Genomic DNA, 25,861 nt, shown 5'->3' with positions numbered 1-25,861 from the left:
GAGAGCGGTCGAGGCCGAACGCTCAGGCCGAGAGCGCGCGCGTCTGCGCGATCGCCGCGTGGTAGCGATCCAGGACGACCCGGGTGAAAGCGGGATGCGCGCCGAGCACGTCGGCGTGGATCGCTCGCGGCGCCGCGTGGGCGAGGCGATCGGTCAGCAATCCGGGTGCGAGGAACCAGGGGGCGACCAGCAGTTGGTGCGCGCCACGGGCGCGCAGTCGTGCGATCGCTTCGGTCACCGACGGTTGGGTGGTCGCGAAGCAGATCTCGGTGCGCCAACCGGTGCGGGCCGCGAGGCGCGCGGCCACTTCGGCGGTGCGCGCGTTGGCCGCCGCCGAGGACGAGCCGACCGCCGCGACGGCGACGCCCAGGCGCCGATCCGCCGAGGCGTGCCCGTCGAGGGCGGCGAGCACCCGGTCGCGCAGCGCACCGATCAGTCCGGCGTCCACGCCGAGGACGTCGGCTTGGGTCAGGCCCAACCCGGGATGGCGGGCACGGGCCGCGGCGAGCAGGCCCGGCAGGTCCACCTTGGCGTGGAAGGCGCTGCCGAGCAGCAGCGGCGTCACCACGGCATGGGTGTGCCCGTCGGCGGCCACGGCGTCCACGACCTGCTCCACCGACGGGGCGGTGAGATCGAGGAACGCCGTCCGGACGTCGAGGTCCGGACGCGCCGCCGCCACGGCGCCGACGACTTCCGCGACGGTCGCCGCCGAGCGCGGGTCACGACTGCCGTGCGCCACCGCGATCAGCGCGGGCGGCCGCGCCGCGCGCCGGTCGAGCACGGCCGGACGGTCGAGCCGGGACGCCGGGGCGCCGGCGCGCGAGACCGGCGGAGTGCCGAAAAGAGCTCGCCGCACGGCCATGTCAGACTCCGGTGCCGACCTCGACGGCGGTCAGCACGTCGCCGACCAGACCGGCCGCCAGCGTATTGCCACCGGCCGGGTCGATCAGCAGGAAGCTTCCGGTGTGCCGGTTCACCCGGTAGTCGTCGGCCGCGATCGGCTCGGCGACCCGCACCGAGATGCGCCCGATGTCGTTGAGCTCCAACGACTCGGGGCTCGGATCGGCCGCCAGGCGCTGCTCGTCGAAGCGCTCCAGCAGCGCGCCGACGATCGCCTGGGTGGTTCGGGTGCCGTGCTTGAGCAGCAGTCGCGCGCCGGGGCGCAGCGGCTTGTCGCCCAGCCAGCACACGGTGGCGTCGAAAGCGTCGACCGGCTCGGGCGCGTCGGCGGTCGACGCGATGATGTCGCCCCGGGAGATGTCCACGTCGTCGGCGAGGATCAGCGTGACGCTGCGTCCGGCCTGTGCCACCGCGAGTTCGCCGTCGGGGGTGTCGATCCGCTCGACGGTCGTGCGGATACCCGAGGGCAGCACTACGACCTCGTCGCCCGGGGCGACCGCGCCCGCCGCGATCTGCCCGGCGTAGCCGCGATAGTCCGGGTACTCGGCGGTGCGCGGCCGGATCACGTACTGCACCGGGAAACGCAGGCCCAGCGCGTGATTGCCGGTGCTGTCGGCATCGACCGGCACCGATTCCAGGTGCTCGATCAGCGAGGGACCGTCGTAGTACGGGGTCTTGTCCGACCGGGTGGCGATGTTGTCGCCGTGCAGCGCCGAGACCGGGATCTCCAGCACATCCTCGCTCGACCAGCCCAGCGTGCTGGTGAGCTCGTTGAACTCCGCGGAGATGGCGGCGAACACGGCGGCGGCGTCGTCCACCAGATCGATCTTGTTCACCGCGAGCACCAGTTTCGGCACGCCGAGCAGCGCGAGCACCGCCGCGTGCCTGCGGGTCTGCTCGATGACGCCCTTGCGCGCGTCGACGAGCAGGATCACCAGTTGCGCGGTGGACGCGCCGGACACGGTGTTGCGGGTGTACTGCACGTGCCCGGGGGTGTCCGCGAGCACGAAGGAGCGGCGCGGCGTGGCGAAGTAGCGGTAGGCGACATCGATGGTGATGCCCTGTTCGCGTTCCGCGCGCAACCCGTCCACGAGCAGCGAGAGATCCGGTGTGGCGAGACCCTTGTCCACCGACGCGCGGGTGACGGCGTCGATCTGGTCGGCCAGAACGGATTTCGTGTCGTAGAGCAGGCGTCCGACCAGAGTGGACTTGCCGTCGTCGACAGAACCGGCGGTGGCCAGCCTCAATAGGTCGGACATGTCAGAAATAACCCTCTCGTTTGCGGTCTTCCATCGCGGCTTCGGAGACGCGGTCGTCACCTCGGGTCGCGCCGCGTTCGGTCAGTCGGGACGCGGCTACCTCGGCGAGGATCGCCTCGTTGTCGGCCGCGTCGGAAAGGATGGCGCCGGTGGAGGAACCGTCACCCACGGTGCGGTAGCGCACCGACCGGGTCTCCAGTACCTCGCCGTCGCGCGGGCCGCCCCACACGCCGGGCGTCATCCACATGCCGTCGCGCAGGTACACCGGACGTTCGTGCGCGTAGTAGATGCTCGCCAGGTCGATGTCCTCGCGGGCGATGTAGCGCCAGATGTCCAGCTCGGTCCAGTTGCTCAGCGGGAACACGCGCACGTGCTCGCCCGGCGCGTGGCGCCCGTTGTAGAGGTTCCACAGCTCGGGGCGCTGGCGCTTCGGGTCCCACTGGCCGAAGGCGTTGCGCAGCGAGAAGATCCGCTCCTTGGCGCGCGAGCGCTCCTCGTCGCGGCGGCCGCCGCCGAACACGGCGTCGAACCGGTGCTCGCTGATCGCGTCCAGCAGCGGGACCGTCTGCAAGGGGTTGCGGATGCCGTCGGGGCGCTCGGTGAGCCTGCCGTCGGCCAGGTAGTCCTCCACCTTCGCCACGTGCAGGCGCAGGCCGTAGCGCTCCACCACCTTGTCCCGGAACTCCAGCACCTCGGGCAGGTTGTGCCCGGTGTCCACGTGCAGCAGGGCGAACGGCAGCGGCGCGGGCCAGAACGCCTTGAGCGCCAGATGCAGCAGGACCGTGGAGTCCTTGCCGCCGGAGAACAGGATCACCGGCCGCTCGAACTCGCCCGCCACCTCGCGGAAGATGTGGATCGCCTCGGACTCCAGCGCGGCGAGAGTGTCGAAATCGCTGATGCCGAGCGAACGTTCGCTTCGAATGGTTTCGGTCATGCTGTGTCCTTCTTCGCATGCCCGAGGGGCCCTACGTGGTTACGCAGGCTGCCTCCTCCGGGCCCTGACTCGGTCATGCTGTGTGCAACCCGCATTCGGTCTTGGCGAGGCCGGCCCAACGGCCGCTTCGCGGATCTGCTCCCGGCTCCGGCTTCCGCGTGCACGGAGCGCAGCCGATGGACGGATACCCCTCCTCCACCAGGGGATTGACGAGGATGCCGTGCTTTTCGATGTAGTCCTGCATCTCGTCGTCGGACCACGGCGCGATCGGGTTGATCTTCACCAGTCCGAACGCCTCGTCGAACGAGATCAGCGGCGCGTTCGCCCGGGTCGGCGCCTCCACCCGGCGAATGCCGGTGACCCAGGCGTTGTATCCCGCGAGCGACTTCTGCAGCGGGACCACCTTGCGCAACCGGCAGCACTCGTTCGGCTCGCGGGCGAACAGATCCTTGCCCAGCAGCCGGTCCTGCTCGGCGACCGTCTGCTCCGGCTGGACGTTGACCACGTTCACCCCGTACACGGCCTCCACCGCGTCCCGGGTGCCGATGGTCTCGGCGAAGTGGTAGCCGGTGTCGAGGAACAGCACGTCCACGCCGGCGCGAATGCCGGCGGCCAGGTGCACGAGCACCCCGTCCTGCATGTTGGAGGCCACGATGTAGTTCGTGCCGAAGGTGTCCTCGGTCCACCGCAGGAGTTCGGTCGCCGAGGCGCCGTCGAGTTCGGCGGCACCGCGCGCGGCGATGGCGCGGAGCTCGTCCTCGGACAGCTTTTCCGCGAGCTGGGTTGTCACAGTTGATCTCCCGTCGAGACTTATCTCAGGTCGGCCTCGTCGGCGCGGACCGCCCACTGGGCGAACCGTTCGCCGTCCGTACGCTGCTTGACGAAATTGCGCACCACCCGGTCGATGTAGTCGCCCAATTCCTGGGTGGTCACCTTGTGCTGGCGCAGCTTGCGCCCGAAGGCGCTGTCGAAGCCGAGGCTGCCACCGAGGTGAACCTGGAAGCCCTCCACGTGATTCCCGGTGCCGTCGTCGACCAGCTGACCCTTGAACCCGATGTCGGCGATCTGCGAGCGGGCGCAAGAGTTCGGGCAACCGTTGATGTTGATCGTGATCGGGACGTCCAGCTGCGCGTTCAGATCCGCCAGCCGTTCCTCCAGCTCCGGCACCAGTGCCTGGGACCGCTTGCGGGTCTCGGCGAAGGAGAGCTTGCAGAACTCGATACCGGTGCAGGCCATCAGATTGCGCCGCCACAGCGAGGGCCGCGCCTGCAGGCCGAGCGGTTCCAACTCGTCGATCAGCGCGTCGACCTTGTCGTCGGGCACGTCGAGCACGATCAGTTTCTGATACGGGGTGAACCGGACGCGGTCGGAGCCGATCCGCTCCACCGCGTCGGCGACCTTGGTCAGCACGGTGCCCGACACCCGGCCCGCGATGGGGGAGAAGCCGACGGCGTTGAGCCCGTTGCGCAGCCGCTGCACGCCCACGTGGTCGATCGGCTTGGTCGGCTGCTCGGGCGCGGGGCCGTCGATCAGCTTGCGCTTCAGGTACTCGTCCTCCAGCACCTGGCGGAACTTCTCGATGCCCCAGTCCTTGATCAGGAACTTCAGGCGCGCCTTGGTGCGCAGGCGGCGGTAGCCGTAATCGCGGAAGATCGAGACGACGGCCTCCCACACGTCGGGCACCTCGTCCAGCGGCACCCACACGCCCACCCGCTGGGCGAGCATCGGGTTGGTGGACAGGCCGCCGCCGACCCACAGGTCCAGGCCGGGGCCGTGCTCGGGGTGCACGACGCCGACGAACGCCACGTCGTTGATCTCGTGCACCACGTCCTGCTGGCCGGAGATCGCGGTCTTGAACTTGCGCGGCAGGTTGGAGTACTCCTTCTTGCCGATGTAGCGGCGCACGATCTCCTCGATCGCGGGCGTCGGGTCGATGACCTCGTCCAGCGACTCGCCCGCCAGCGGGGACCCGAGCACCACACGCGGGCAGTCGCCGCACGCCTCGGTGGTCTTCAGCCCGACCGCCTCGATCCGCTTCCAGATCTCGGGGACGTTCTCCACCTCGATCCAGTGGTACTGCACGTTCTCCCGGTCGGACAGATCCGCGGTGTCGCGGGCGAACTCGGTGGAGATCTGACCGAGGGTGCGCAGTTGCGCGAGGTTCAGCGCGCCGCCGTCGCAGCGCACGCGCATCATGAAGTACTTGGCCTCGAGCAGGTCGATGTTCTCGTCACCGGTCCAGGTGCCGTCGTAGCCCTGCTCGCGCTGGGTGTACAGACCCCACCAGCGGAACCGGCCGCGCAGGTCGCCTTTGTCGATGCCGTCGAAGCCGGTCTTGGCGTAGATGTTCTCGATGCGGGCGCGGACGTTGAGCGGGTTGTCGTCCTTCTTGGACTGCTCGTTAGGGTTCAGCGGCTCACGGTAGCCCAGCGCCCACTGGCCTTCGGCCTTGCGGCGCACGGGCTTGCCGGTGCGGGCGCGCGGGCCGGTGGAGGTCGCCTCGGGACGCGGGCGGTCCGGGCGGACGCGGCGTTCGGAGGCCGGGCGGTCGGGACGCGCGCGGTGCCCGGGCTGGGATTCGGGCGTGGGCTGATCGTTCGGACCGGCGTCGGTGCTCGACGTCATGGGGTCGCTCCTGCGGGGTGGGTGGTACATCCTGCTGAGGGCGTGAGGGGCTGACTCACGCCTGCGGTGTCAGCGGGCCGAGGAAGTCGGGGATCGCCGGGGACCCGGGATCGGGCGCGCTGAGCTACCGGAGGGAACCGGGCAGACAGCAGGCGCTACAGACGCGCTTGTAATCGACGTGGCGACGTGCCACAAGTCGGATCTCCAAAGCGCGCATGCGGCCATTGTGCCACGTCAGCGATGGCCTTCCGACCCCACGTCCAGTATTTCCCGCACTTTGACGGGAAATGCCCTGGACGCTCGACCCGGTTTGTGACGGCAGTCATAGTCCGAGCCGCGGCCGGGCGCGTGATACCACCACCGCATCGGGTGTGACACCGCACACGCCACTTGACCTCGAGTCGGGTCTAGGTAGCACGCTCGGCGGCATGAATACCACAGCTGTCGACACCGCCGCCGAACTCGAGGCCATCCGCGCGGTGGTCGCGAGCGTCCAGCACGCCCAGCGAAACGAACTCGTCGACGAATTCGCCGCGCTCTTCCGGGAGGACGCGATCTGGACCACCGGCCACGGCAAACGACTCTTCGGCCGCGCCGCCATCGCCGAGTTCACCGCCCAGGTGCTGCCCGGGGCCACCGCGCACGGCACCGCCACCTACGAGGTCGAGCACGTGCTGTTCATCCGCCCGGACGTGGCCGCGGTGAAGGTGCGGCAGCGTTATTTCACCCCCGAGGGCGTGCTGGACAGCGAAGGCAGCCCGCTGTACGTGATGTCCAAGGAGGACGGGCGCTGGGTGCTCACCGCCAACCAGAACACCCCGGTCGTGGGGGACTGAGCCGATCGGGCAGCCGCCGGGGTAGGGCGCCCGGAGCGGTGGCGCCGGACACTCGGCCGTGCGGCCGTCGCGTCTCCGCTCGCCGGGTGCGGCGGCGGCGACCGCGAACGGTCCGAGCGGAGAACCGGGACCCGTTCGCCCCTAGCCGAGTCCCGGGCGTCGGCGCGGTCGCGGCGGCGTTCACACTGGACAGGTGAGTTCTTCCGCCCTGTCCGCGAGCACCGGCACCGCCGCGCCGGTGCTGCACGACTTCGGCGACGGCCCGTTCGGGATCTACGTCCACGTGCCGTTCTGCGCCACGCGGTGCGGCTACTGCGACTTCAACACCTACACCGCGGGGGAACTCGGCACGTCGGCGTCGCCGCAGTCGTGGCTGACGGCGTTGCGGGGTGAGCTCGCCACCGCGGCGCGGGAGTTCGCCGCGTTGCCCACGCCGACGCCGGACGTGTCCACCGTTTTCGTCGGCGGCGGAACGCCATCCCTCCTGGGCGGTGACGGCCTCGCGGCGGTGCTCGACGCCGTGCGCGCCGAGTTCACCCTCGCCCCCGGAGCCGAGGTCACCACCGAGTCCAATCCGGAGTCCACCTCCCCGCAGTTCTTCGAGCGCATCCGTGCGGCGGGATTCACCAGGGTGTCGCTGGGCATGCAATCCGCCGCCGCGCACGTGCTGAAGGTGCTCGACCGCACGCACACCCCGGGCCGCGCGGTGGCCGCCGCGCGGGAGGCGCGCGCCGCGGGATTCGAGCACGTCAACCTGGATCTGATCTACGGCACGCCGGGCGAGCGCGACGCCGACCTCGACGCCAGCCTGGACGCGGTGCTCGCCGCGGGCGTCGATCACGTCTCGGCGTACTCGCTGATCGTGGAGGACGGCACCGCGCTGGCCCGCCGGGTGCGCCGCGGTGAACTCCCCGCGCCGGACGACGACGTGCTCGCCGCCCGCTACGAACGGATCGACGCGCGTCTGCGATCGGCGGGTCTGGGCTGGTACGAGGTGTCGAACTGGGCCGCGGGCGACGCGGCGGCATGCAGGCACAACCTCGGCTACTGGGACGGCGGTGACTGGCTCGGCGCCGGACCGGGCGCGCACAGCCATGTCGGCGGCGTGCGGTGGTGGAACGTGAAGCATCCCGCGCGGTACGCCGATCGGGTCGGCGCGGGCGGGCTGCCCGCCGCGGGCTGGGAGGCGCTCAGCGCGGAGGAGCGCTACACCGAGCGGGTGATGCTCGCCGTCCGGCTGCGCACGGGTCTGCCGCTGGCCGATCTGGCCTCTTCGGCCCGCCCCGCCGTCGACCGGGTGGTCGCCGACGGCCTCGCGCTGCGCACCGCGGACGACCGGCTGGTCCTCACCGACCGCGGTCGCCTCCTTGCTGACGGCGTCGTCCGCGAACTGCTCGATTGACCAGCAGGTTCGCCGCGCGCCCCGGCTGCCGAGGCGACGCGGCCGGTCCGCGCGTCGAGGGCTGGGCGCGGTCTCGGGTCGTCCGATCCCGGTGCGGCGTGCGCGCCCGGCGTCCCATCACGAATCGGTGACTGGGCGGACCTACGTGTCTCGTTCCTGTAACGCGCCCCCGCCCGTCCGCGTAGTCTGCGACCAACCCCCAAGGAGACTTATGGCGTCGGCACGACACATCACCCTTATCCATGAACCGGGCGAATTCGCGGTCGCGCGAGCAGCGGAGAAGGCGGAGAACGCGCGCCAGTGCGCCGTCGCCGCCCGCACCGTCGCCAGCTACGCGGAGAACGCCGCCGACTGCGAGTCGCTGCTGGCGATGCTCGGTCTCGACGCCCTCGCGGGCAAACAGGCGAGAGCCGGCGAGCGCGGCTGACCGCTACGGCTCGTCCACGGCCAGGACGGTCCCGCGCCATTCCCGCGGCGAGAGCCCATAGGCGGCGCGAAAACGCCGGGCGAAATGCGACGGATCGCGGAAACCCCAGCGGCGCGCGATCACCGCGATCGTCCGGTGCTTCTGGTCCGGACGGGCCAGATCGCCGCGGACCCGCTCCAGCCGCTGGCCGATGATCCATTGTTCGAGGCGGTACTCCGCGTTCGCGCAGATCTTGTAGAGCTGCCGGACGGACATGTTGTGCGCCCTGGCGATCTGCTCCGGCCCCAGCTCGGGATCGGCCAGGTTGCGCCGGACGTAGGCGCGGATCCGGGACAGCTGGATGTCGGACGGCACGACGGAGCCGTTGGCGTCGTCGCTGGCCGCCGACAACAGCAGTCCCCGGATCAACTCGATGCTGGCGCAGCCGGACGACGCGGCGGCCGGGTCGGCGCTGAGCGCGTCGGCCTCGGCGGTCAGCTGGACGATGTGGTTGGCCACCAGCCGGTAGTGCGGGCTGTCCCGGACTACGGCGGCGGCCTGGCTGATCAGCTCGGCGGGCAGGCCGAGCTGATCGAGCGGCACGTGCAGGCAGGTCGAAGCCCCGTCGCCGTGCCTGCGGAAGTCGAAGGGCGCGTTCAGGTCGACGACGTGCAACTCGCCCGGCCGCACGACGCGCTGGACGCCGCCTTGCTCGTAGCGTCCGTCCCCCGCCTGCCGTACCGCGATCGCCAGCACCGGCGCGGGCGAGGTGCGCACTTGTTTCGGCGTCCGGATCAGCTGGATGCCCGAAGTGCGGGCGCGGAGAACGCTCACCTCGCCGAACCGCCACACGTCGAACCTGGCGTGGACACACTCGTCCGGCCCGTCCAGCACGACGTGGGACGGGACCGATGCCTGCTGTACCGCCGCGGCCACCGCCTCCGCCCGCTCGTGCGGCGCGATGGTGTCCGAATCGAACACGACCGTCATCACAGCCTCCGTCGCAAATGAGACAGATTCGGCAATCCTCGCACGGGCCCGGTCGATCAGGACGTGCATTCTGAGCCGAAGATCGTGCACGCAGAGTCGTTTTTCCGGCGGCCGCCCGTCCTACGCTGTCGAACGACGACCAAGATCGATTCCGGGTGCGGTGGAGGAGGCGCGGCGGCGTGACCGCGCGAACGTCCGGTGGTGTCCGGCGGCCTCGGCCAGAACCCTCCGGCGATGCCCGGCGACACGCAATCCGACCATCCATCCGGATCGAAGGGAACCGCCATGCCGACGATCACCACCACCGATGGCGTCGAGATCTACTACCGGGACTGGGGTTCGGGCCGTCCCGTGGTGTTCAGCCACGGCTGGCCGCTGAACAGCGACGCCTGGGACAACCAGATGAACCTGGTCGCGAGCCATGGTTGCCGCGCTATCGCGCACGACCGGCGCGGGCACGGCCGCTCCGGCGACGTGTGGGACGGGCACGACATGGACCACTACGCCGACGACCTCGCCGCGGTGCTGAACGAGCTGGACATCAAGGACGCGATCCTGGTCGGGCATTCCACCGGCGGCGGCGAGGTGACCAGATACCTGTCCCGGCACGGCACGTCGCGGGTCGCCAAGGCGGTGCTGCTCGGCGCGGTCCCGCCGTTGATGCTGCGGACCGACGCCAATCCCGAAGGAACGCCGATCCAGGCGTTCGACGACATCCGCGCCGGCGTCGCCGCCGACCGATCGCAGTTCTGGAAGGACCTGTCGGTCCCGTTCTACGGCGCCAATCGCGCGGGCGCCGAGGTCTCGCAAGGGCTGCGCGACCACTTCTGGCTGATGGGCATGCAGGTGGGGCTGAAGGCCGCGCTGGACTGCGTCAAGGCGTTCTCCGAGACCGACTTCACCGCCGAGCTGCCGAGCATCGACATCCCGGTGCTGGTGGCGCACGGCGACGACGACCAGATCGTGCCGCTCGCCGCCGCGGGCGCCAAGACGGCGGAACTGCTACCGCGAGCGCGGTTGAAGGTGTATCCCGGCGCCCCGCACGGCCTGTGCGGCGCTTACGAGAAGGCGTTCGACGCCGATCTACTGGACTTCGTGCAGAACCGAGGAGCCGAGACCCCATGACGAACAGACGCTGCCTGCGCCGCGCCCTGGCCACGCTCGCCCTGGCCCTCGCCGCCACGATGTCGGCCGGGCCCGCGTGGGCGCAGCCGCTGCCCACCATCGTGCTCGTGCACGGCGCCTTCGCCGACACGACCAGCTGGGACGGCGTCGCCGCCGCGTTGCGCGAGCGCGGCTATCGCGTGGTGACGCCGGAGAATCCGCTGCGCGGGCCCGCCTACGATGCCGCCGCCGTGCAACGCACGCTGGATACGATCAGCGGCCCGGTCGTGCTGGCCGGGCACTCCTACGGCGGCTTCGTGATCAGCAACGTGCGCGACCCGAAAGTCGAATCGCTCGTCTACATCGCGGCCTTCGCGCCGGTGCAAGGCGAGGTGGCCCAGCAGGCGCTCGACCCGATCCGCTTCCCCGGCAGCAGGCTGCTCCCGCCCGCCCTGCAGGTGAAGATCGTCGACGACGTCACCGGCGTCGCGGGGAAGAACCTGGACGGCTATGTCGCGCCCGACAGCTTCAACGCCGTCTTCGCTCAGGACGTCGGCCCGGCGACCGCGGCCGACATGATCGCCCACCAGCACTCCATCGCCGTGAAGGCCAACCTCGAACCCTCCGGACCGCCGTCCTGGTCCGGCACCCCCAGCTGGTTTCTCGTCTCGGCCGCCGACCGGGTCATACCACCGTCCTCCCAGCGCTTCATGGCCCAGCGCATGGGGGCTCGAACCAGTGAGATCGACGCCTCGCACGCGTCTCCGGTCTCCCGGCCCGACGCCGTGGCAGCGGTGATCGAAGCCGCCGTCCCGCGCTGAGCGCGGCGTTGCTCCCGCGTCGCGGGCAGGCGTAGCGGGCGAGGGATTCGGGTACCGACAATTAGACTGTGGTCGACAGACGAACCGTGATTCGCCTGCGCTGAATGGTGGCCACGGGACGTCGGCGCCGAGACGGCGCAACCGGAGACCAATGCGAGGAGGTGCGGCCGATGTCGAGCACCGAGGATCGGCGCTTCGAGGTCCTGCGCGCAATCGTCGCGGACTATGTCGCGACCAAGGAACCGATCGGGTCGAAGACGCTGGTAGAGCGGCACAACCTGGGAGTTTCCAGCGCGACGGTGCGCAACGACATGGCGGTGCTCGAGGCCGAGGGCTACATCACACAGCCGCACACGAGTTCCGGCCGCATCCCCACGGACAAGGGCTACCGGCAGTTCGTGGACCGGATCTCCGAGGTGAAACCGCTGTCGCCGGCCGAGCGCAGGGCGATTCTGGAATTCCTGGAATCCGGTGTCGATCTCGACGACGTGCTGCGCCGGGGCGTGCGTCTGCTGGCCCAGCTGACCAGGCAGGTCGCCGTGGTGCAGTACCCGACCGTCTCGGCGTCCACGGTGCGGCACATCGAGGTGGTCGCGCTGAATCCCGCGCGCCTGCTGCTGGTGGTGATCACCGACACCGGCCGGGTCGACCAGCGTCTGGTGGAACTCGGCGCGGTGATCGATGACGAGGACCTGGCCGCGCTGCGCGGCATGCTCGGCGGTGCGATGGACGGCAAACGGCTGGCCACGGCCTCGGCCGCGGTCGCCGAGCTACCCGAGCACGCGCCGGTGCGGCTGCGCGACGTGCTGGTGCGGGTGGCCACGGTGCTGGTGGAGACCCTCGTGGAACACCCCGAGGAGCGATTGGTGCTCGGCGGCACCGCCAACCTCACCCGCAACGCCGCCGACTTCGGTTTCCCCGGGTCGCTGCGCGCGGTGCTGGAAGCGCTGGAGGAGCAGGTGATCGTGCTCAAGCTGCTCGCCGCGGCCCAGCAGCCGGGGACGGTGACGGTGCGCATCGGCGAGGAGACGCAGGTCGAGCAGATGCGCGGCACGTCGGTGGTGTCCACCGGCTACGGCGCGGCCGGCGCGGTGCTCGGGGGTATGGGGGTGCTCGGCCCGACCCGGATGGACTATCCGGGCACCATCGCGTCGGTCGCGGCCGTCGCCCGATATATCGGCGAGGTCCTCGCCGAGCGCTGACCTGACGTCTCCCGGCGACGCCACTGCTACGCTCGACCCTTCGGCCGGATAAAGTTGAGTGCACAAGACTAATGCTGTTGCCGGCGCGCTTCGCACGCGTCGCGGGCACCGGCGGCACTGTCGAAAACGACCAAGGACTAGAGAACTCAAGTGGCACGGGACTACTACGGACTGCTCGGCGTCGCGAAGAACGCGACCGACCAGGAGATCAAGCGGGCCTACCGCAAGCTGGCGCGTGAGCTCCACCCCGACGTCAACCCCGACGAGGCGGCGCAGGCCAAGTTCAAGGAAGTGTCGACCGCCTACGAGGTGCTGTCGGATCCGGAGAAGCGGCGCATCGTCGACATGGGCGGCGACCCGCTGGAATCCGGCGGCGGCGGGGCCGGATTCAACGGCGCGGGCTTCGGCGGGCTCGGCGACGTGTTCGAGGCGTTCTTCGGCGGCATGAGCGGATCGGCCGGTACGCGCAAGCCGCGCGGCCGCGTCCAGCCGGGCGCCGATTCGCTGATCCGCACCCGGCTCAGCCTGGCCGAGTGCGCGGTCGGCGTCACCAAGCACCTGACCGTGGACACCGCGATCCTGTGCGACATCTGCCAGGGTTCCGGCACCAACGGCAACTCCAAGCCGGTGCGCTGCGAAACCTGTGGCGGCGCGGGCGAAGTGCAGTCCGTGCAGCGGTCCTTCCTCGGTCAGGTGCTGACCTCGCGTCCGTGCCCCACCTGCCGGGGCGCGGGCGAGACCATCCCGGACCCCTGCCACAAGTGTGGTGGCGACGGCCGGGTGCGGGCGCGTCGCGAGATCGCCGCGCCGATCCCCGCCGGCGTCGCGAACGGCATGCGGGTACGGCTGGCCGCGCAGGGCGAGGTCGGCCCGGGCGGCGGCCACGCGGGCGACCTGTATGTCGAGATCGTGGAGCAGCCGCACGACGTCTTCGTCCGCGACGGTGACGATCTGCACTGCACCATCCGGGTGCCGATGGTCGACGCGGCGCTGGGCACCACCGTCGTGATCGACACGATCCTGGACGGTCCGACCGAGCTGTCCATTCCGGCGGGCACCCAGCCCGGCGAGATCTCGGTGCTGCGCGGGCACGGCATGCCGCGGCTGCGCTCCAGCGCGCGCGGCGACCTGCTCGCGCACCTGGACATCGTGATCCCGGCCAAGCTGGACAGCAAGCAGACCGAACTGCTGCGCAAGTACAAGGGATTGCGCGAGCGGGAGCGCGCCGAGGTGATGTCGGCGCAGTCCGAGCACAACAGCGGCTTGTTCGCGCGGTTGCGCGCCTCGTTCAGCGGGCGCTAGGTGGTCGCGACGGTCTTCTACCTCGACGAGGTGCCCGAGCCGGGCGCGGTCGCGGTGCTCGACGGCCCGGAGGGCAGGCACGCCGCCACGGTGCGGCGCATCCGGGTCGGCGAGCCGATCACCCTCTCCGATGGCCGGGGCGTGCTCGCCGAATCGGAAGTCGTCGCCGCGCAACGCGACCGGCTCGATCTAGCCGTGCGCAACCGGGTGCTCGCGGCTCCGCCCGCCCCACCGGTCACCGTCGTGCAGGCGCTGCCGAAATCCGATCGTTCGGAGTTGGCGGTCGAGCTGATGACCGAGGCGGGCGCGGACGCCGTCGTGCCGTGGCAGGCCGCGCGCTGTGTCGCGAACTGGGAGGGCAAAGCGGCCAAAGGTGTCGAGAAATGGCGGGCCGCTGCCCGTTCGGCCGCCCGCCAGTCCCGCCGGGCCTACATCCCGGACGTGTCCGACCTGCACCGCACCAAGGATGTGCTGGAGTTGATCCGCGCGGCGAAGACCGGCGGCGCGATCGTGGCGGCGCTGCACGAATCCGGCACCACCCGTTTCAGCACGCTGCCCTTCGCCGACGCGACCCGGATCGTGCTCGTGGTGGGCCCGGAAGGCGGGCTGGACGACGCGGAGCTCACCGCCTTGGCCGATGCGGGAGCGGAGGTGACGTTGCTCGGTCCGACGGTGCTGCGAACCTCCACCGCGGCGGCGGTCGCGCTCGGCGCGCTCGGCGCTCTGACCCCGCGCTGGTGAGAGCCGCGCGCCACCCGCAAGGTTGGCTCGCGTCGCTGCCGAGGTGCCGAATCCGTTCTGTGCTCAGGAGCACGCGCCGCGCATGCCGTACACCGCACGGCGATCCGCACCCCGCCACCGGGACCGGCGCTGCGCCGCGACGCCCGGAGTGGCCGTCGGCAAGGGCTGCGGCCGGATCAAACCTCGATGGGCGCCGCTTCCGGCGCGCTACCGGTGGTACCCCCTGTCGCCGCACCGCGGTGCGCTCGATGCGACACCCACAGCAGTAGCGCCGCGATGACCATCAGCGATCCGATACCGCAGACCAGGCCGAGCCACCCGGCGCGAGCGTAGGCGATCCCGGCCGTTCCGCCGACGAGTGCGCTGCCGAGGTAATAGGCGAACAGGTACAGCGACGACGCCGCGCCCCGGTTGCCCTCGGCCATCGCGCCCACCCATGCGCTCGCCGCGGTGTGCGCCCCGAAGAACCCCGCGGTGAAAAGCAGCACGCCGATGATCACGGTGCCGATGTGGTCGGGGATCGTCGTCCCCAGCCCGATCGTCGTCACGACCAGCGACATCGCGAGGACGCGTGACCTGCCGATCCGATCGGTCAACCGGCCGGCGGCCGCCGAGGCCGCCGTTCCGGCCAGATACAGCACGAACACCAGCCCGGCCAGGGCTTCCGGCAATCCGAACGGCGCGCTGGTCAGCCGGTAGCCGAGATAGTTGTACATCGAGACGAACCCGCCCATCAGCACGAACGCCAGCCCGAACAGGGCGAGCAGTCCGCGCTGACGCAGCTGGCTGCCGAGGTCGCCGAGCACGGTCCGGAATCCGGCGGGTCGCGGGACGAAGCCGCGCGAGGGCGGCAACCAGCGGACGAACCACACGGTGCAGGCTACGGCGGCGAGGGAGACCGTGGCCTGCGCCCACCGCCAGGACGCCAGGTCCAGGGCGAACGCCGGGATCAACCGCCCCGCCAGCCCGCCGATCGTGGTGCCCGCCACGTAGACGCCCATCGCGGCGCCCAACCCGTCCCCGCCGATCTCCTCCGCCAGATAGGCCATCGCCACCGCGGGCACGCCGGCCAGCGCGATGCCCTGCACCGCGCGTCCGGCGAGCAGCAGATCCAGCGAGGGGCTCAGCGGCAGCAGCAGCCCGATCACCGCCGCCGCGACGGCGGAACCGATCATCACCCTGGTCCGGCCGATCCGTGAGGAGAGCGCGCTCACCGGAATGATCGCCAGCGCGAGGAAACCGGTGGTGAGCGAGACCGCCAGCGCGGCCCGCGCGGGCGTCGCACCGAAGGCGGCCGAAAGGCTCGGCAGCAGAGCTTGCGCGCTGTACATGGAGGCGAACGTCGTCAGACCGGCCGCGAACAGCGCGATGGTGATCCTGCGTTCGTGCGCGACGTCTCTCGCCGCTTCGATCCGGGTCGTGGTCATGGCTCCTCCTTGCGTCCAGCATCGTCAGTCGGTGCATCTCGAAGGAAATGAATAATGGCGAGGAAGTTGATTCTCTGGACGCATATAGCGAGGTGGGATGGTGCTCGGAGAGGATCTGGAGTGGTTCACGACACTCGCCGAACTGGAGCGGGTGGGTGCGGCGGCGGATCGCTTGCACCTCGCGCAGCCGACCCTGTCGCGCATGCTGGCCCGTCTGGAGCGCAGGGTGGGTGTCGAACTGTTCGACCGGCACGGCAAACGGATCACCCTCAACGAGTACGGCCGGATCTACTACGAGCACGCCCGCCGCGCGCGATCCGAGCTGGACGCCGCGAAACAGGCGCTCGCCGATCGGGCCAACCCGGCCGGGGGCGTCGTGCGGTTGTCGTTCCAGCACTCGTTCGGTGGCTCCCTGGTACCGCAGCTGATCAGCGGTTTCCGGCGCGTCTCCGGCCGGATCACCGTCACCCTGTGGCAAGGGGCGGCCACGGCGGTGACCGAGCGGGTGCTCGAAGGCGCGGCCGATCTGGGCATCGTCTCGCCGCGCCCCGCCGTCGCGGGCGTCGGCTGGCGGGTCGTGCTGCGCCAGCCCCTGGTTCTCGCGGTGCCGCCGGATCACCGGTTGGCCGGGCGGCGGCAGGTGCGGCTCGCGGAGGCGGCCGACGCGGAGTTCGTCACCATGCACCACGGGTTCGGTATGCGGCGCATCTTCGACGAGCTGTGCGCCGCGGCGGACATCCGGCCGCGCATCGCGTTCGAGTCGAGTGATCTCGTCACCGTGGCCGGGCTGGTGTCGGCGGGTCTGGGGGTGGCGATCCTGCCGCAGGAGGATCCCTTGTCGGCGGGGCCGTTGTCCGGCCCGGTGACGGTGCCGCTGGCGGACGCGGGCGCCGCGCGCGCGGTCGGGCTGGTCTGGCCCGCCGCGGCGACGCCGCCGGAGGCGGTGCGACGCTTCGTGACTTCACCGAGGATTGGGCGCGGCGGCGTGGGGGAATTCCGTGAGGGCCGGTTCTGCCCGCGGCTTATTCGCTGGGCGGTGTCGGTGGGGCGCGTTAAACTTTTCTCAATACAGCAGTCGAGACCGGAAAGCAGGCTATAGCCACTTTTGAGAACACAAGGCGAGATCGGCGACCCGTCCACCCCAGCGGCAGGCATCGGCGCCGGCGACAACGGTTCGGGTCCGGCAGCGCGCACCGTGCGCTCGAGCATCGAACTCGCTCCAGAATCCGTGTTCCCCTTCCTCGGTTCGGCCGACCAGAACCTTCGTGAACTGGAAGCGCTGCTCGACGCGGACATTCACGTCCGCGGCAATTCCGTGACCCTCACCGGCAAGGCGGCCGACGTCGCGCTCGCCGAGCGGGTGATCGAGCAGTTGGTCGCGCTCACCGGCCGCAACCGCGTGGTGACTCCCGAAGCGGTGCGGCACACCGTCTCGATGCTCACCGAGGGCTCCAGCGAGTCCCCCGCGGAGGTGCTCAGTCTGGACATCCTGTCCCGGCGCGGCAAGACCATCCGGCCCAAGACGCTGAACCAGAAGCGGTACGTCGATGCGATCGACGCCAACACCATCGTGTTCGGCATCGGTCCCGCCGGTACCGGCAAGACCTATCTGGCGATGGCGAAGGCGGTCCAGGCGCTGCAGTCCAAGCAGGTCAACCGGATCATCCTCACGCGTCCGGCGGTCGAGGCGGGGGAGCGGCTCGGCTTCCTGCCCGGCACGCTGAACGAGAAGATCGATCCGTATCTGCGGCCGCTGTACGACGCGCTGCACGACATGATGGATCCGGAGGCCATTCCGAAGCTGATGGCGGCCGGTGTCATCGAGGTCGCGCCGCTGGCCTACATGCGCGGACGCACCCTGAACGACTCGTTCATCATCCTCGACGAGGCGCAGAACACCACCGCCGAGCAGATGAAGATGTTCCTCACCCGCCTCGGGTTCGGCTCGAAGATCGTGGTGACCGGTGACGTGACGCAGGTCGATCTGCCGACGGGCGCGCGGTCCGGTCTGCGCGCCGCCAGCGAGATCCTCACCGAGATCGATGACATCCACTTCGCGGAGCTGACCAGCAGCGACGTGGTCCGCCACCGGCTGGTCTCGGACATCGTCGACGCTTACGACCGCTTCGAAGCCGAAACCCGGCCGCAGGTCGCCCCGCATTACGGCGGCAATCGCGCGCAGCGCCGCGCGGCGAGCCGGTCGGACCGGCGATAACTCGTCTCGCCGGGCGGGGCTCCGCTCCGCCGACGCGACAGCCGGGATCGTAGGCTGTTCGGGTGAGCATCGAGATCGCCAACGAGTCGGGCATCGACGTACCCGAAGAAGAGCTGGTCAGCGTCGCACGGTTCGTGATCGCCCGGATGGACGTCCACCCGGCCGCGGAGCTGTCGATGGTGCTCGTCGATCTCGACACCATGGCCGACCTGCACATGCGCTGGATGGACCTACCCGGCCCGACCGACGTCATGTCCTTCCCGATGGACGAACTCGAGCCGGGCGGGCGGCCCGACAGCCCCGAACCCGGCCCGTCCATGCTCGGCGACATCGTGCTGTGCCCGGAGTTCGCCGCCGGACAGGCGCGCAAGGCGGGGCACTCCCTCGATCACGAACTCGCCTTGCTCACCGTGCACGGCGTCCTGCACCTGCTCGGCTACGACCACGCCGAGCCGGAGGAGGAGAAGGAGATGTTCGCGCTGCAGGCCCGGCTGCTCGAGGAGTGGTACGAGAGCCTGCGGGAGGCTCGGCGGCGCGCCGAGCTGGCCGAACGCGACGCGCGGTTGCTGGGCAAGGCGGGCTTCACCACACCGGGTGACTCCCTGGGTCCCGCGTGAATTCCCTGACCCTGATCCTGCTGGCGGTCCTGCTCATCTTCGTGGGTGGGGTTTTCGCCGGCGTCGATTCCGCCCTGAACACGATCTCGCCTGCCCGGGTGGACGACATGGTGCGGGCCGACCGGCCCGGCGCGGTGCGGCTGAGCCGGGTCGTCGACGACCGGGCGCGCTACGTGAATCTCATGGTGCTGCTGCGCATCCTGTGCGAGATCGGCGCCACGGTGCTGCTCGCGGCCGGACTGATGACGGTCTGGGGGAGGAACTGGGCGCTGCTGATCACCGCGCTGGTGATGGTGCTGGTGTCCTACGTGGTGATCGGTGTCGGCCCGCGCACGCTGGGCAGGCAGCACGCGTACTCCATCTCGCTGGCGGCGGCCTTGCCGCTGCAGTTCATCGGTGCGCTGCTCGGCCCGCTGAGCAGGCTGTTGATCCTCATCGGTAACGCGATCACCCCGGGTAAGGGTTTTCGCAACGGCCCCTTCGCTTCCGAGATCGAATTGCGCGAGGTGGTCGAGATGGCCGGTGAGCGCGGTGTGGTCGCCGACGACGAGCGGCGCATGATCCAGTCGGTCTTCGAACTAGGCGACACACCGGCGCGCGCGGTGATGGTGCCGCGCACGGAGATGGTCTGGATCGAAGCGGACAAGACCGCTGCGCAGGCGATGTCGCTGGCGGTGCGCTCCGGGCATTCGCGGATCCCGGTGATCGGCGAGAACGTCGACGACATCCTCGGCGTGGTCTATCTGAAGGATCTCGTGCCGTTCGCCGAGCGCAGCCGCAAGGTGCGGGTGCAGGAGGTGATGCGGCCCGCGGTGTTCATGCCCGACTCCAAACCGCTGGACAGCCTGCTGGACGAGATGCAGCGCAGGCGCAACCACATGGCTTTGCTGGTGGACGAGTACGGCGGGATCGCGGGTCTGGTGACCATCGAGGACGTGCTCGAGGAGATCGTCGGAGAGATCGCCGACGAGTACGACACCGACGAGACCCCGCCCATCGAGGATCTCGGCGACGGTCACTACCGTGTGTCGGCCCGGCTGTCGGTGGAGGATCTGGGCGAGCTGTACGGGCTGGAGATCGAGGAGGAGGACGTCGACACCGTCGGCGGCCTGCTCGCACACGAGCTGGGCCGGGTGCCGCTGCCCGGGTCGAAGATCGAGGCGCACGGGCTGGTGCTGCGCGGTGAGGGCGGCCCGGACGCGCGCGGCCGGATGCGGGTGAACACCGTGGTGGTACGCAAAGCGCGCGAGAAGGTCCCCGCCGGGAAGCCCAACGGGGACAATCCCAATGGCAAGCGCAAGGCCAACGGATCGGAGCGGGAGATCCCTGCCGATCGCGACGAGGACGGAGACAGCGAATGACCGAACTGGACGCCGAGGACAACAAGCTGGTGGTGCTGGCCCGCGGCGCGCTCGGCCGCACCGGCGGGGCGAGCGGAGCGGCGATCCGGGACACCGACGGACGCACCTACGCCGCGGGCGAGGTCACGCTGACCGCGCTGCGGCTGACGGCGCTGCAAGCCGCCGTGGCCGCGGCGTTGTCCAGCGGCGCGGAGGGATTCGAGGCGGCCGTCGTGGTCGGCGGGCGGTTGTCCGACTTCGGTGTGACCGCGGTGCGGGAGGTGTCGCCGGAGGCGCGAATCATCTTCACCGATCGCGACGGCGCGGTGTTCGAGGTCGTCGACGACTCGGCGGACGCGGCCGACGCGGTGAGCGCCGACTCCGGCGAGGTCCGCGGTGGCTGAGGCACAGGGCAAGGGCGAATTCCGTTCCGGTTTCGTCTGTTTCGTCGGTCGCCCGAATACCGGCAAGTCGACGCTCACCAACGCACTGGTCGGCGCGAAGATCGCGATCACTTCTTCGCGCCCGCAGACGACCAGGCATACGATTCGCGGCATCGTGCACCGCGAGCACGCGCAGCTGATCCTGGTCGATACCCCCGGCCTGCACCGCCCGCGCACCCTGCTCGGCCAGCGGCTCAACGATCTTGTGCGCGACACGTATTCGGAAGTCGACGTGATCGCGCTGTGCATCCCGGCGGACGAGAAGATCGGGCCGGGCGACCGCTGGATCGTGCAGCAGATCAAGCAGATGGCGCCGAAGACGACGCTGTTGGGCGTGGTCACCAAGATCGACAAGGTGAGCCGCGACCAGGTCGCCGAGCAACTGCTCGCCGTCTCCCAGCTCCTGGGCCCCGAGGCCGACGTGGTGCCGGTGTCGGCGGTCAAGGGTGAGCAGGTCGAGGTGCTCGTCGACGTCATCGCCTCGAAGATGCCGGAGGGCCCGGCGTTCTACCCCGACGGCGAACTCACCGACGAGCCCGAGGAAACGCTGATGGCCGAGCTCATCCGCGAAGCCGCGCTCGAGGGCGTCCGCGACGAACTGCCGCACTCGCTGGCCGTCGTCATCGAGGAGGTCCTGCCCTACGAGGACCGCGAGGACATGCTCGACGTCCACGCCCTGCTCTACGTCGAGCGCCCCAGCCAGAAGGCCATCGTCATCGGAAAGGGCGGCTCCCGGCTGAAAGAGGTCGGCACCAACGCCCGCAAACAGATCGAACACATCCTCGGCACCCGGATCTACCTGAATTTGCACGTGAAGGTGGCGAAGGACTGGCAGCGGGATCCGAAGCAGTTGGGCAAGCTCGGGTTCTGAGCGGTTCGATCGCCCCGGAAACCTCTCGAGGTGCCGCGACACACCTCCGGCGGTGGTCGGGACATGGAGGCATGGGTACTGAGCGGCTGGCACCGGTTCAGGTTGATCACCTTGCCGGGTTGATACGTCTCGGTGATTCCGGCGCAGTGTTCTGCCATGTCATGCGCCGGAATCACCGCGTCCCACCGGGATCTTGGTGATCTCGCGCCATTCGTACCGCTCGTTGTCCCGGTTCAGCGCGATGAGCGATACCGCCGTCACCGCCTGGGAGACTTGTATGTCATCGAGTTCATTTCGCGTGAGCAGGTCGCGAAGGTCGGGTATCGACGCCACGCCAGTGGAGTAGGCGAGCGACAGGTGGGGATGGAAGCGGTCGCCGCGCTCGGGCACCTGATCGCTGCCCCAGACATCGGCGATGGCGCGTTGCAGATCGTCGCGGATGTCGATGAAGCACTCAGGGTTCGCAATCGGCATACCGATGGTTTCCCGGTCGACGCGTGGTGGTCCGATCAGGGCGTCGAATGGCTCACGCCGGGACAGGTAGTTCTCGGCGGCCTCGCTGATCCGCCGTATATCCGCCGGTGTCACCTGATTCGGTGAATCCGATGCCCTGGATTGTGATGTGCAGTCCCTCGCGCGCAACGGGATCCATAGTGGATATTTGCGAAAGAGTCGGCGCGAAGACCTGGGCCAGCTGCCCAGCTGGGGAATCGTCGTCAAAGGTGATGTGCCAGGTGTAGAACGACTTGCCCTGCTTCCATCCCGGACGCCACCACCAGTGATCCGCCGTGTAGTCCTCGGCCATGAAGTCATTCTCCGTTCGTATCTATGGTTGGTCCATGAACGATGCGACAGCGGTCCGGCTCGGAACCGCGGACGACGCACGGCACCACTTCGATGCGATCTGTGAGCTGTATGACGAAGCGTTCTCGGTGCCCCCGTTCGTTTGGCCGGACATCGAGTCGCAGCGTCATCGAGAGATGCTCAGCGAGATGATCACCGAGCCAGGCTTCGGTATCGCTCTCGCGGAATGTCGTGACACTCTTGTAGGTTTTGTGTACGGAACCACTCTGACCACCGCCACCAGTTGGTGGGACGGGTTCCAGCAGCCGGTATCTCCGGATGTCACGCGCGAATGGCCGGGAAGGACCTTCGCGGTGATCGATCTCGCTGTGCAGAAGTCGGCGCGTCGGCTCGGCATCGGCCGCCGACTGCTGGACACCCTGCTCGACAGCCGATCCGAACAGCGGGCAACCCTGGCGGTCCAGCCGCAGGCGGAAGACACACATGCGTTCTACCGGGCGATCGGTGGATGGCATCTGGTAGGGCGGCAAGACACACCGGCTTCCGTATCACCGGAGTTCGACGTCTACATCCGAGAGTTGAGGAGTCCGTAATCCGCTAGAAGGTCGTCCAGTTCACGTACACACAGCGCATCAGACCACGGGGCAATGTCCGATCGCGCATCCGAGATCATGCCGACGAGCCGGTCGGAACGACACGACATGGCCAGTGCCGCCGCCTTGCCGATCACCTGTGCGGCTTCATCGATCTCCCCCGCCACGACGTGGGCGTGTGCCAAGTCGACGTAGGCTACCGCACGATTGCGAGTGAAGTCGTCACCGATGAGCGCGAGCGACGATTCGGCAGCTTCCTGAGCCGCGGCCGCACGTCCGAGCCGGTACATACAGTCGCTTCGGAACGACAGCGACAGCCCTTGCCCATGGAAGTAGGCGATGGAATTCTCCGCTGGCGGCGCATTGTCCAGGAGGGTGTCTGCGGCATCGAGCGCTGCGACACATGCGTCATGGCGGCCGGTACCGGCGTAGGCGAATGCCGCGATGACATCGGCATATGAGCGAAGCAGACCATCATCCACCGAGCGTGCCCAATTCTGGGCAGCGACCGCGTGATCGATTCCCGTGCGCGGGGAGCCGCGCCAGATGGCGAGGTAGCTCATATTGCACAGAACTAGAGTCACCAGCGCGTCGTTGCCTGCCGCGTGCGCAGATTCGCGCGCCTGTTCATAACTCGAGTTCGCGGAATCGAATTGGCGCATATCGAACCGCATCCATCCCACCATCTCCGCGAGCTGGCTGTGGACGGTCAGCAGTCGAGCCCGCAAGTGGGTAGGTGCTTCCCGCAGCAGAGCGGACGCGATGGCCAGTTGAGCGGAGGCCATTGGAAGTACGACGTATGGACCGTAGAGGTCCTCCTGGAACAGCGCAGTCTTCATCGCAGTTTCGATATGGCCGATGGTGGCGCTGTCGACACGGCCGGGCTGGACGAGTACGTCACCGACTCGTCGTTGTTCGTCCGGGTCCAGGCCCGACAAAATCGCGGCGACCGCAGGCAATCCACCGGAAACGCCGCCGAACAGGCGAAGCAATTCGCGTCGGTTCATTTCGACCCACGTCCTCAGTTCGGCATCCAGAGACGAGTGTAGGCGGGGTTGCGGTGACGAGGTGGCGATCGCAGCCGTGAGCGATGCGCCGTCGTTGTAGAACCGGTACGCCTGCTCGGGGCTGAGACCTTCCAGCACCGTGTCCATCGCATCCGAGGAACGCGGGCTCAGCGCGGCTCGACCGCCCTGCTGCTCCCACTTGCCGACTGTGCGCACCGCACGTCCGCAGACCGCCGCGAACTCCTCCTGCGTCAGCCGCATCGCTGTCCGCAGCGCCAGCACCTCAGCGCCGGTCCACTTGTCGATCATCGCTGGCCCCACCCTCACCTCGACGTGTCGAATACCGGAAGAGTAGGACCAAAGTGCCTGCTGCGTACCTGTATTCCGGCTCTTCACCACCGGATGCTGGTCCTGCATCCGGTGCCGGGTCGATGCCGTCGCGCCCGACGGCACACCGATCAGCTGTGAGCGGCCGATCGGTGGCGCATGCTCCTCGGCGCCGGGTGCTCAGCACACCACGAGCAGGGAGATGCGGGGATGGGGTTGGAGGACACGCAGGTGTTGCCGTCGGTGCAGGCCGACACGCCGTTGACGCGGTGTCGCTTCTATCGTGAGATCTGCGGGCTACCCGCGAGAGTCCAACCCGAAATCGGAAGCATCATCGTGCCTGCGGGCAGCGTCGGCGCGGTCACCATGCCCCATCAGCTCGGGGCTGCGGTGGAGGGCCGGATGCAGAACCTGGGTATGCGACTCGGCCCGATCGTCTCGCATCCGCGCTCCAAGCGATGGACCTTCCTGATCGTGCCGGACGTGCCGGACGAGAACAGGTTGTTCGCCGAGTTGTTCCGGCTCAACGTGTCGGTGTCCCGGCACGGCGCGCAGATTGCGTTGCCGTCACCTGCCGCTCGGCAGGCGGGATTTCGGGTATGGGTGACGCCGCCCCGCGACGCCTTCCGCCCGTCCGGCATGGCCGTCATCGAGTCCATCCGCGCTTGCCATCCGCAGCGCAGGCGGTGAGGCCATGGATGCACAGCTGTCCCCACGCCCCGAAGAAGACGACGTGCACTTGTCGATCCAATTCCACGACCTCCGCCTGGAATTCGCCGCCTGCGCAACCGCGGCGTCGCGCTTCATCGAGGACTGGCGCGCCTACCACTACCCGGACGCGGTGACCGTCGTCCCCGGCGACCCAACCGGATTACCGCGTCTGCCGAACGAACGTCTTTACCTCGAGCGATGACGACCCTGATATTCGAGCGACGACCACCGGTGAAGGCCAGGTGGGTGATGAAACGGAGAAGATCGATGAGTCACCTGACACGACCGGGACGCGCGGATGAGATGAGCGGCACGGGCATGCTGGTCACCCTCGACGGACCAGGAGGAGTCGGCAAGTCCAGTATCGCTCACGAGCTGGTCGGATACCTGCGCAAACAAGGGGCCCGTGTGCACGCCACGGCGCAACCCAGCCCCACCGCGCTCGGCGATCTCATCCGTGCGCAGGCTGACACCTATCGCGGAATCGCGTTGGCATGTTTGGTCGCCGGCGACCGACATCATCAACTCGCCAGTGAAATAGTTCCTGCGATCAAGGCGGGCATGATCGTAATTTGCGACCGCTATCTACCGTCCTCGCTTGTTCTGCAAACACTCGATGGTGTCGACCCGCAGATGGTGTGGCAGCTCAATCACGGCGTACCGGCTCCGGATTTGGCGGTGATGCTGCACGCAGACGTCCGTGCACTGGCCGCGCGGCTCACAACGCGAGGTGCGCATGACCGATTCGAACGAGCCGGCGACAGCAGTCGGACCCAATCGCATCGATTCCACGAAGTCGCCGACGAGCTCGCTGACCGCGGGTGGACGGTGGCCGAGTTCGACTGCACGCATCGGCAGCCGCTCGCAAACGCCCGTGCGATCGGCAACCTCATCGTGTCGCACCTCCGCGCGCACCCTCGCAGCGACCAGGGCGGTCCTGTCACCGAATAGCAAGGAAGGGACGATGATGACCCAATCCGAACA

28 protein-coding genes are annotated in these 25,861 nt (G+C 69.1%); 18 read left to right on the top strand and 10 right to left on the bottom strand.

Annotated elements, in window-relative coordinates:
- Window positions 1-22: 22 nt before the first annotated feature.
- The 6 genes from QMG86_RS23690 to QMG86_RS33620 form a co-directional block, all read right to left on the bottom strand.
- Entirely contained in the window at window positions 23-862 is an 840-nt protein-coding gene (locus QMG86_RS23690; protein WP_281874872.1) for a sirohydrochlorin chelatase, read from the bottom strand.
- 1 nt (window position 863) lies between these two features.
- The gene (locus QMG86_RS23685) at window positions 864-2,159 is read right to left on the bottom strand and encodes a sulfate adenylyltransferase subunit 1 (protein ID WP_281874871.1); all 1,296 of its coding nucleotides are present in this window, start codon (window positions 2,157-2,159) and stop codon (window positions 864-866) included.
- A gap of 1 nt (window position 2,160) precedes the next feature.
- Window positions 2,161-3,093, bottom strand: a complete 933-nt coding sequence (gene cysD / locus QMG86_RS23680; RefSeq protein WP_281874870.1) for a sulfate adenylyltransferase subunit CysD — start codon at window positions 3,091-3,093, stop codon at window positions 2,161-2,163.
- Window positions 3,094-3,166: 73 nt separating this feature from the next.
- Window positions 3,167-3,883: a phosphoadenylyl-sulfate reductase gene (locus QMG86_RS23675; RefSeq protein ID WP_281874869.1), complete on the bottom strand. Its 717-nt coding sequence runs from the start codon at window positions 3,881-3,883 to the stop codon at window positions 3,167-3,169.
- Window positions 3,884-3,903: 20 nt separating this feature from the next.
- Window positions 3,904-5,718, bottom strand: coding sequence for a nitrite/sulfite reductase (locus QMG86_RS23670; protein WP_281874868.1), 1,815 nt, complete (start codon window positions 5,716-5,718; stop codon window positions 3,904-3,906).
- Between the two features lie 124 nt (window positions 5,719-5,842).
- Window positions 5,843-5,935: an Ms4527A family Cys-rich leader peptide gene (locus tag QMG86_RS33620; RefSeq protein WP_350356343.1), complete on the bottom strand. Its 93-nt coding sequence runs from the start codon at window positions 5,933-5,935 to the stop codon at window positions 5,843-5,845.
- 211 nt (window positions 5,936-6,146) lie between these two features.
- On the opposite strand from QMG86_RS33620, the gene QMG86_RS23665 reads away from it, so the two are divergent.
- The 3 genes from QMG86_RS23665 (at window position 6,147) to QMG86_RS23655 (ending at window position 8,383) form a co-directional block, all read left to right on the top strand.
- Window positions 6,147-6,554 (top strand): SgcJ/EcaC family oxidoreductase, encoded by a 408-nt coding sequence (locus QMG86_RS23665; RefSeq protein ID WP_281874867.1) that lies wholly within the window; start codon window positions 6,147-6,149, stop codon window positions 6,552-6,554.
- Window positions 6,555-6,747: 193 nt separating this feature from the next.
- A complete protein-coding gene (gene hemW, locus QMG86_RS23660; protein ID WP_434085501.1) occupies window positions 6,748-7,956 on the top strand; it encodes a radical SAM family heme chaperone HemW in 1,209 nt (402 codons plus the stop codon).
- 211 nt (window positions 7,957-8,167) lie between these two features.
- Window positions 8,168-8,383, top strand: a complete 216-nt coding sequence (locus tag QMG86_RS23655) for a hypothetical protein (protein ID WP_281874866.1) — start codon at window positions 8,168-8,170, stop codon at window positions 8,381-8,383.
- 3 nt (window positions 8,384-8,386) lie between these two features.
- On the opposite strand, the gene QMG86_RS23650 is transcribed toward QMG86_RS23655, so the two are convergent.
- Window positions 8,387-9,352 carry a helix-turn-helix domain-containing protein gene (locus QMG86_RS23650; protein WP_281874865.1) on the bottom strand — a complete coding sequence of 322 codons (966 nt, stop codon included), beginning with the start codon at window positions 9,350-9,352 and terminating at the stop codon, window positions 8,387-8,389.
- 285 nt (window positions 9,353-9,637) lie between these two features.
- On the opposite strand from QMG86_RS23650, the gene QMG86_RS23645 reads away from it, so the two are divergent.
- The 5 genes from QMG86_RS23645 (at window position 9,638) to QMG86_RS23625 (ending at window position 14,522) form a co-directional block, all read left to right on the top strand.
- Window positions 9,638-10,477: an alpha/beta fold hydrolase gene (locus QMG86_RS23645; protein WP_281874864.1), complete on the top strand. Its 840-nt coding sequence runs from the start codon at window positions 9,638-9,640 to the stop codon at window positions 10,475-10,477.
- Window positions 10,474-11,277: an alpha/beta fold hydrolase gene (locus tag QMG86_RS23640; RefSeq protein ID WP_281874863.1), complete on the top strand. Its 804-nt coding sequence runs from the start codon at window positions 10,474-10,476 to the stop codon at window positions 11,275-11,277. Before QMG86_RS23645 ends, QMG86_RS23640 begins: the two co-directional genes overlap by 4 nt.
- Before the next feature lie 170 nt (window positions 11,278-11,447).
- A complete protein-coding gene (gene hrcA, locus QMG86_RS23635; protein WP_281874861.1) occupies window positions 11,448-12,479 on the top strand; it encodes a heat-inducible transcriptional repressor HrcA in 1,032 nt (343 codons plus the stop codon).
- A gap of 150 nt (window positions 12,480-12,629) precedes the next feature.
- Window positions 12,630-13,781, top strand: a complete 1,152-nt coding sequence (gene dnaJ, locus QMG86_RS23630; RefSeq protein ID WP_159845083.1) for a molecular chaperone DnaJ — start codon at window positions 12,630-12,632, stop codon at window positions 13,779-13,781.
- Window positions 13,782-14,522, top strand: coding sequence for a 16S rRNA (uracil(1498)-N(3))-methyltransferase (locus QMG86_RS23625; RefSeq protein WP_281874860.1), 741 nt, complete (start codon window positions 13,782-13,784; stop codon window positions 14,520-14,522). It begins immediately after the preceding gene.
- A 176-nt stretch (window positions 14,523-14,698) separates the two neighbouring features.
- On the opposite strand, the gene QMG86_RS23620 is transcribed toward QMG86_RS23625, so the two are convergent.
- The gene (locus tag QMG86_RS23620; protein ID WP_281874859.1) at window positions 14,699-15,949 is read right to left on the bottom strand and encodes an MFS transporter; all 1,251 of its coding nucleotides are present in this window, start codon (window positions 15,947-15,949) and stop codon (window positions 14,699-14,701) included.
- A 97-nt stretch (window positions 15,950-16,046) separates the two neighbouring features.
- Here QMG86_RS23620 and QMG86_RS23615 point away from each other — a divergent pair, with 97 nt between their 5' ends.
- The 6 genes from QMG86_RS23615 to era all read left to right on the top strand — a co-directional run bounded on the left by QMG86_RS23615 (window position 16,047) and on the right by era (window position 21,435).
- Window positions 16,047-17,048: a LysR family transcriptional regulator gene (locus QMG86_RS23615; protein WP_281874858.1), complete on the top strand. Its 1,002-nt coding sequence runs from the start codon at window positions 16,047-16,049 to the stop codon at window positions 17,046-17,048.
- Window positions 17,049-17,102: 54 nt separating this feature from the next.
- Window positions 17,103-18,164 carry a PhoH family protein gene (locus QMG86_RS23610; protein WP_281881100.1) on the top strand — a complete coding sequence of 354 codons (1,062 nt, stop codon included), beginning with the start codon at window positions 17,103-17,105 and terminating at the stop codon, window positions 18,162-18,164.
- 62 nt (window positions 18,165-18,226) lie between these two features.
- Window positions 18,227-18,781 carry an rRNA maturation RNase YbeY gene (ybeY, locus tag QMG86_RS23605; protein ID WP_159845072.1) on the top strand — a complete coding sequence of 185 codons (555 nt, stop codon included), beginning with the start codon at window positions 18,227-18,229 and terminating at the stop codon, window positions 18,779-18,781.
- Entirely contained in the window at window positions 18,778-20,142 is a 1,365-nt protein-coding gene (locus QMG86_RS23600; RefSeq protein WP_281874857.1) for a hemolysin family protein, read from the top strand. Before ybeY ends, QMG86_RS23600 begins: the two co-directional genes overlap by 4 nt.
- Window positions 20,139-20,525 (top strand): cytidine deaminase, encoded by a 387-nt coding sequence (locus tag QMG86_RS23595; protein WP_281874856.1) that lies wholly within the window; start codon window positions 20,139-20,141, stop codon window positions 20,523-20,525. Before QMG86_RS23600 ends, QMG86_RS23595 begins: the two co-directional genes overlap by 4 nt.
- Entirely contained in the window at window positions 20,518-21,435 is a 918-nt protein-coding gene (gene era, locus QMG86_RS23590) for a GTPase Era (RefSeq protein ID WP_159845063.1), read from the top strand. Before QMG86_RS23595 ends, era begins: the two co-directional genes overlap by 8 nt.
- 159 nt (window positions 21,436-21,594) lie before the next feature.
- On the opposite strand, the gene QMG86_RS23585 is transcribed toward era, so the two are convergent.
- Window positions 21,595-22,077, bottom strand: coding sequence for a 2'-5' RNA ligase family protein (locus tag QMG86_RS23585; protein WP_281874855.1), 483 nt, complete (start codon window positions 22,075-22,077; stop codon window positions 21,595-21,597).
- A gap of 161 nt (window positions 22,078-22,238) precedes the next feature.
- Here QMG86_RS23585 and QMG86_RS23580 point away from each other — a divergent pair, with 161 nt between their 5' ends.
- On the top strand, window positions 22,239-22,832 hold the full coding sequence (locus QMG86_RS23580) for a GNAT family N-acetyltransferase (RefSeq protein WP_281874854.1): 594 nt from the start codon (window positions 22,239-22,241) through the stop codon (window positions 22,830-22,832).
- Here the strand turns inward: QMG86_RS23580 and QMG86_RS23575 are convergent.
- Entirely contained in the window at window positions 22,805-24,256 is a 1,452-nt protein-coding gene (locus tag QMG86_RS23575) for a helix-turn-helix domain-containing protein (protein WP_281874853.1), read from the bottom strand. The two genes, QMG86_RS23580 and QMG86_RS23575, sit on opposite strands and share 28 nt — an antisense overlap.
- Before the next feature lie 120 nt (window positions 24,257-24,376).
- On the opposite strand from QMG86_RS23575, the gene QMG86_RS23570 reads away from it, so the two are divergent.
- The 3 genes from QMG86_RS23570 to tmk all read left to right on the top strand — a co-directional run bounded on the left by QMG86_RS23570 (window position 24,377) and on the right by tmk (window position 25,828).
- Window positions 24,377-24,856 (top strand): DNA-directed RNA polymerase subunit beta, encoded by a 480-nt coding sequence (locus QMG86_RS23570; protein ID WP_281874852.1) that lies wholly within the window; start codon window positions 24,377-24,379, stop codon window positions 24,854-24,856.
- A 4-nt stretch (window positions 24,857-24,860) separates the two neighbouring features.
- Window positions 24,861-25,079 (top strand): hypothetical protein, encoded by a 219-nt coding sequence (locus QMG86_RS23565; protein ID WP_281874851.1) that lies wholly within the window; start codon window positions 24,861-24,863, stop codon window positions 25,077-25,079.
- A gap of 65 nt (window positions 25,080-25,144) precedes the next feature.
- Complete coding sequence (gene tmk / locus QMG86_RS23560; RefSeq protein ID WP_281874850.1) at window positions 25,145-25,828, top strand: dTMP kinase; 684 nt, start codon at window positions 25,145-25,147, stop codon at window positions 25,826-25,828.
- The last annotated feature ends 33 nt before the right edge of the window (window positions 25,829-25,861 follow it).

This window comes from Nocardia sputorum (genome assembly GCF_027924405.1).
Classification (GTDB): Bacteria; Actinomycetota; Actinomycetes; order Mycobacteriales; family Mycobacteriaceae; genus Nocardia; species Nocardia sputorum.
This window is presented reverse-complemented; position numbering and strand designations above follow the sequence as displayed.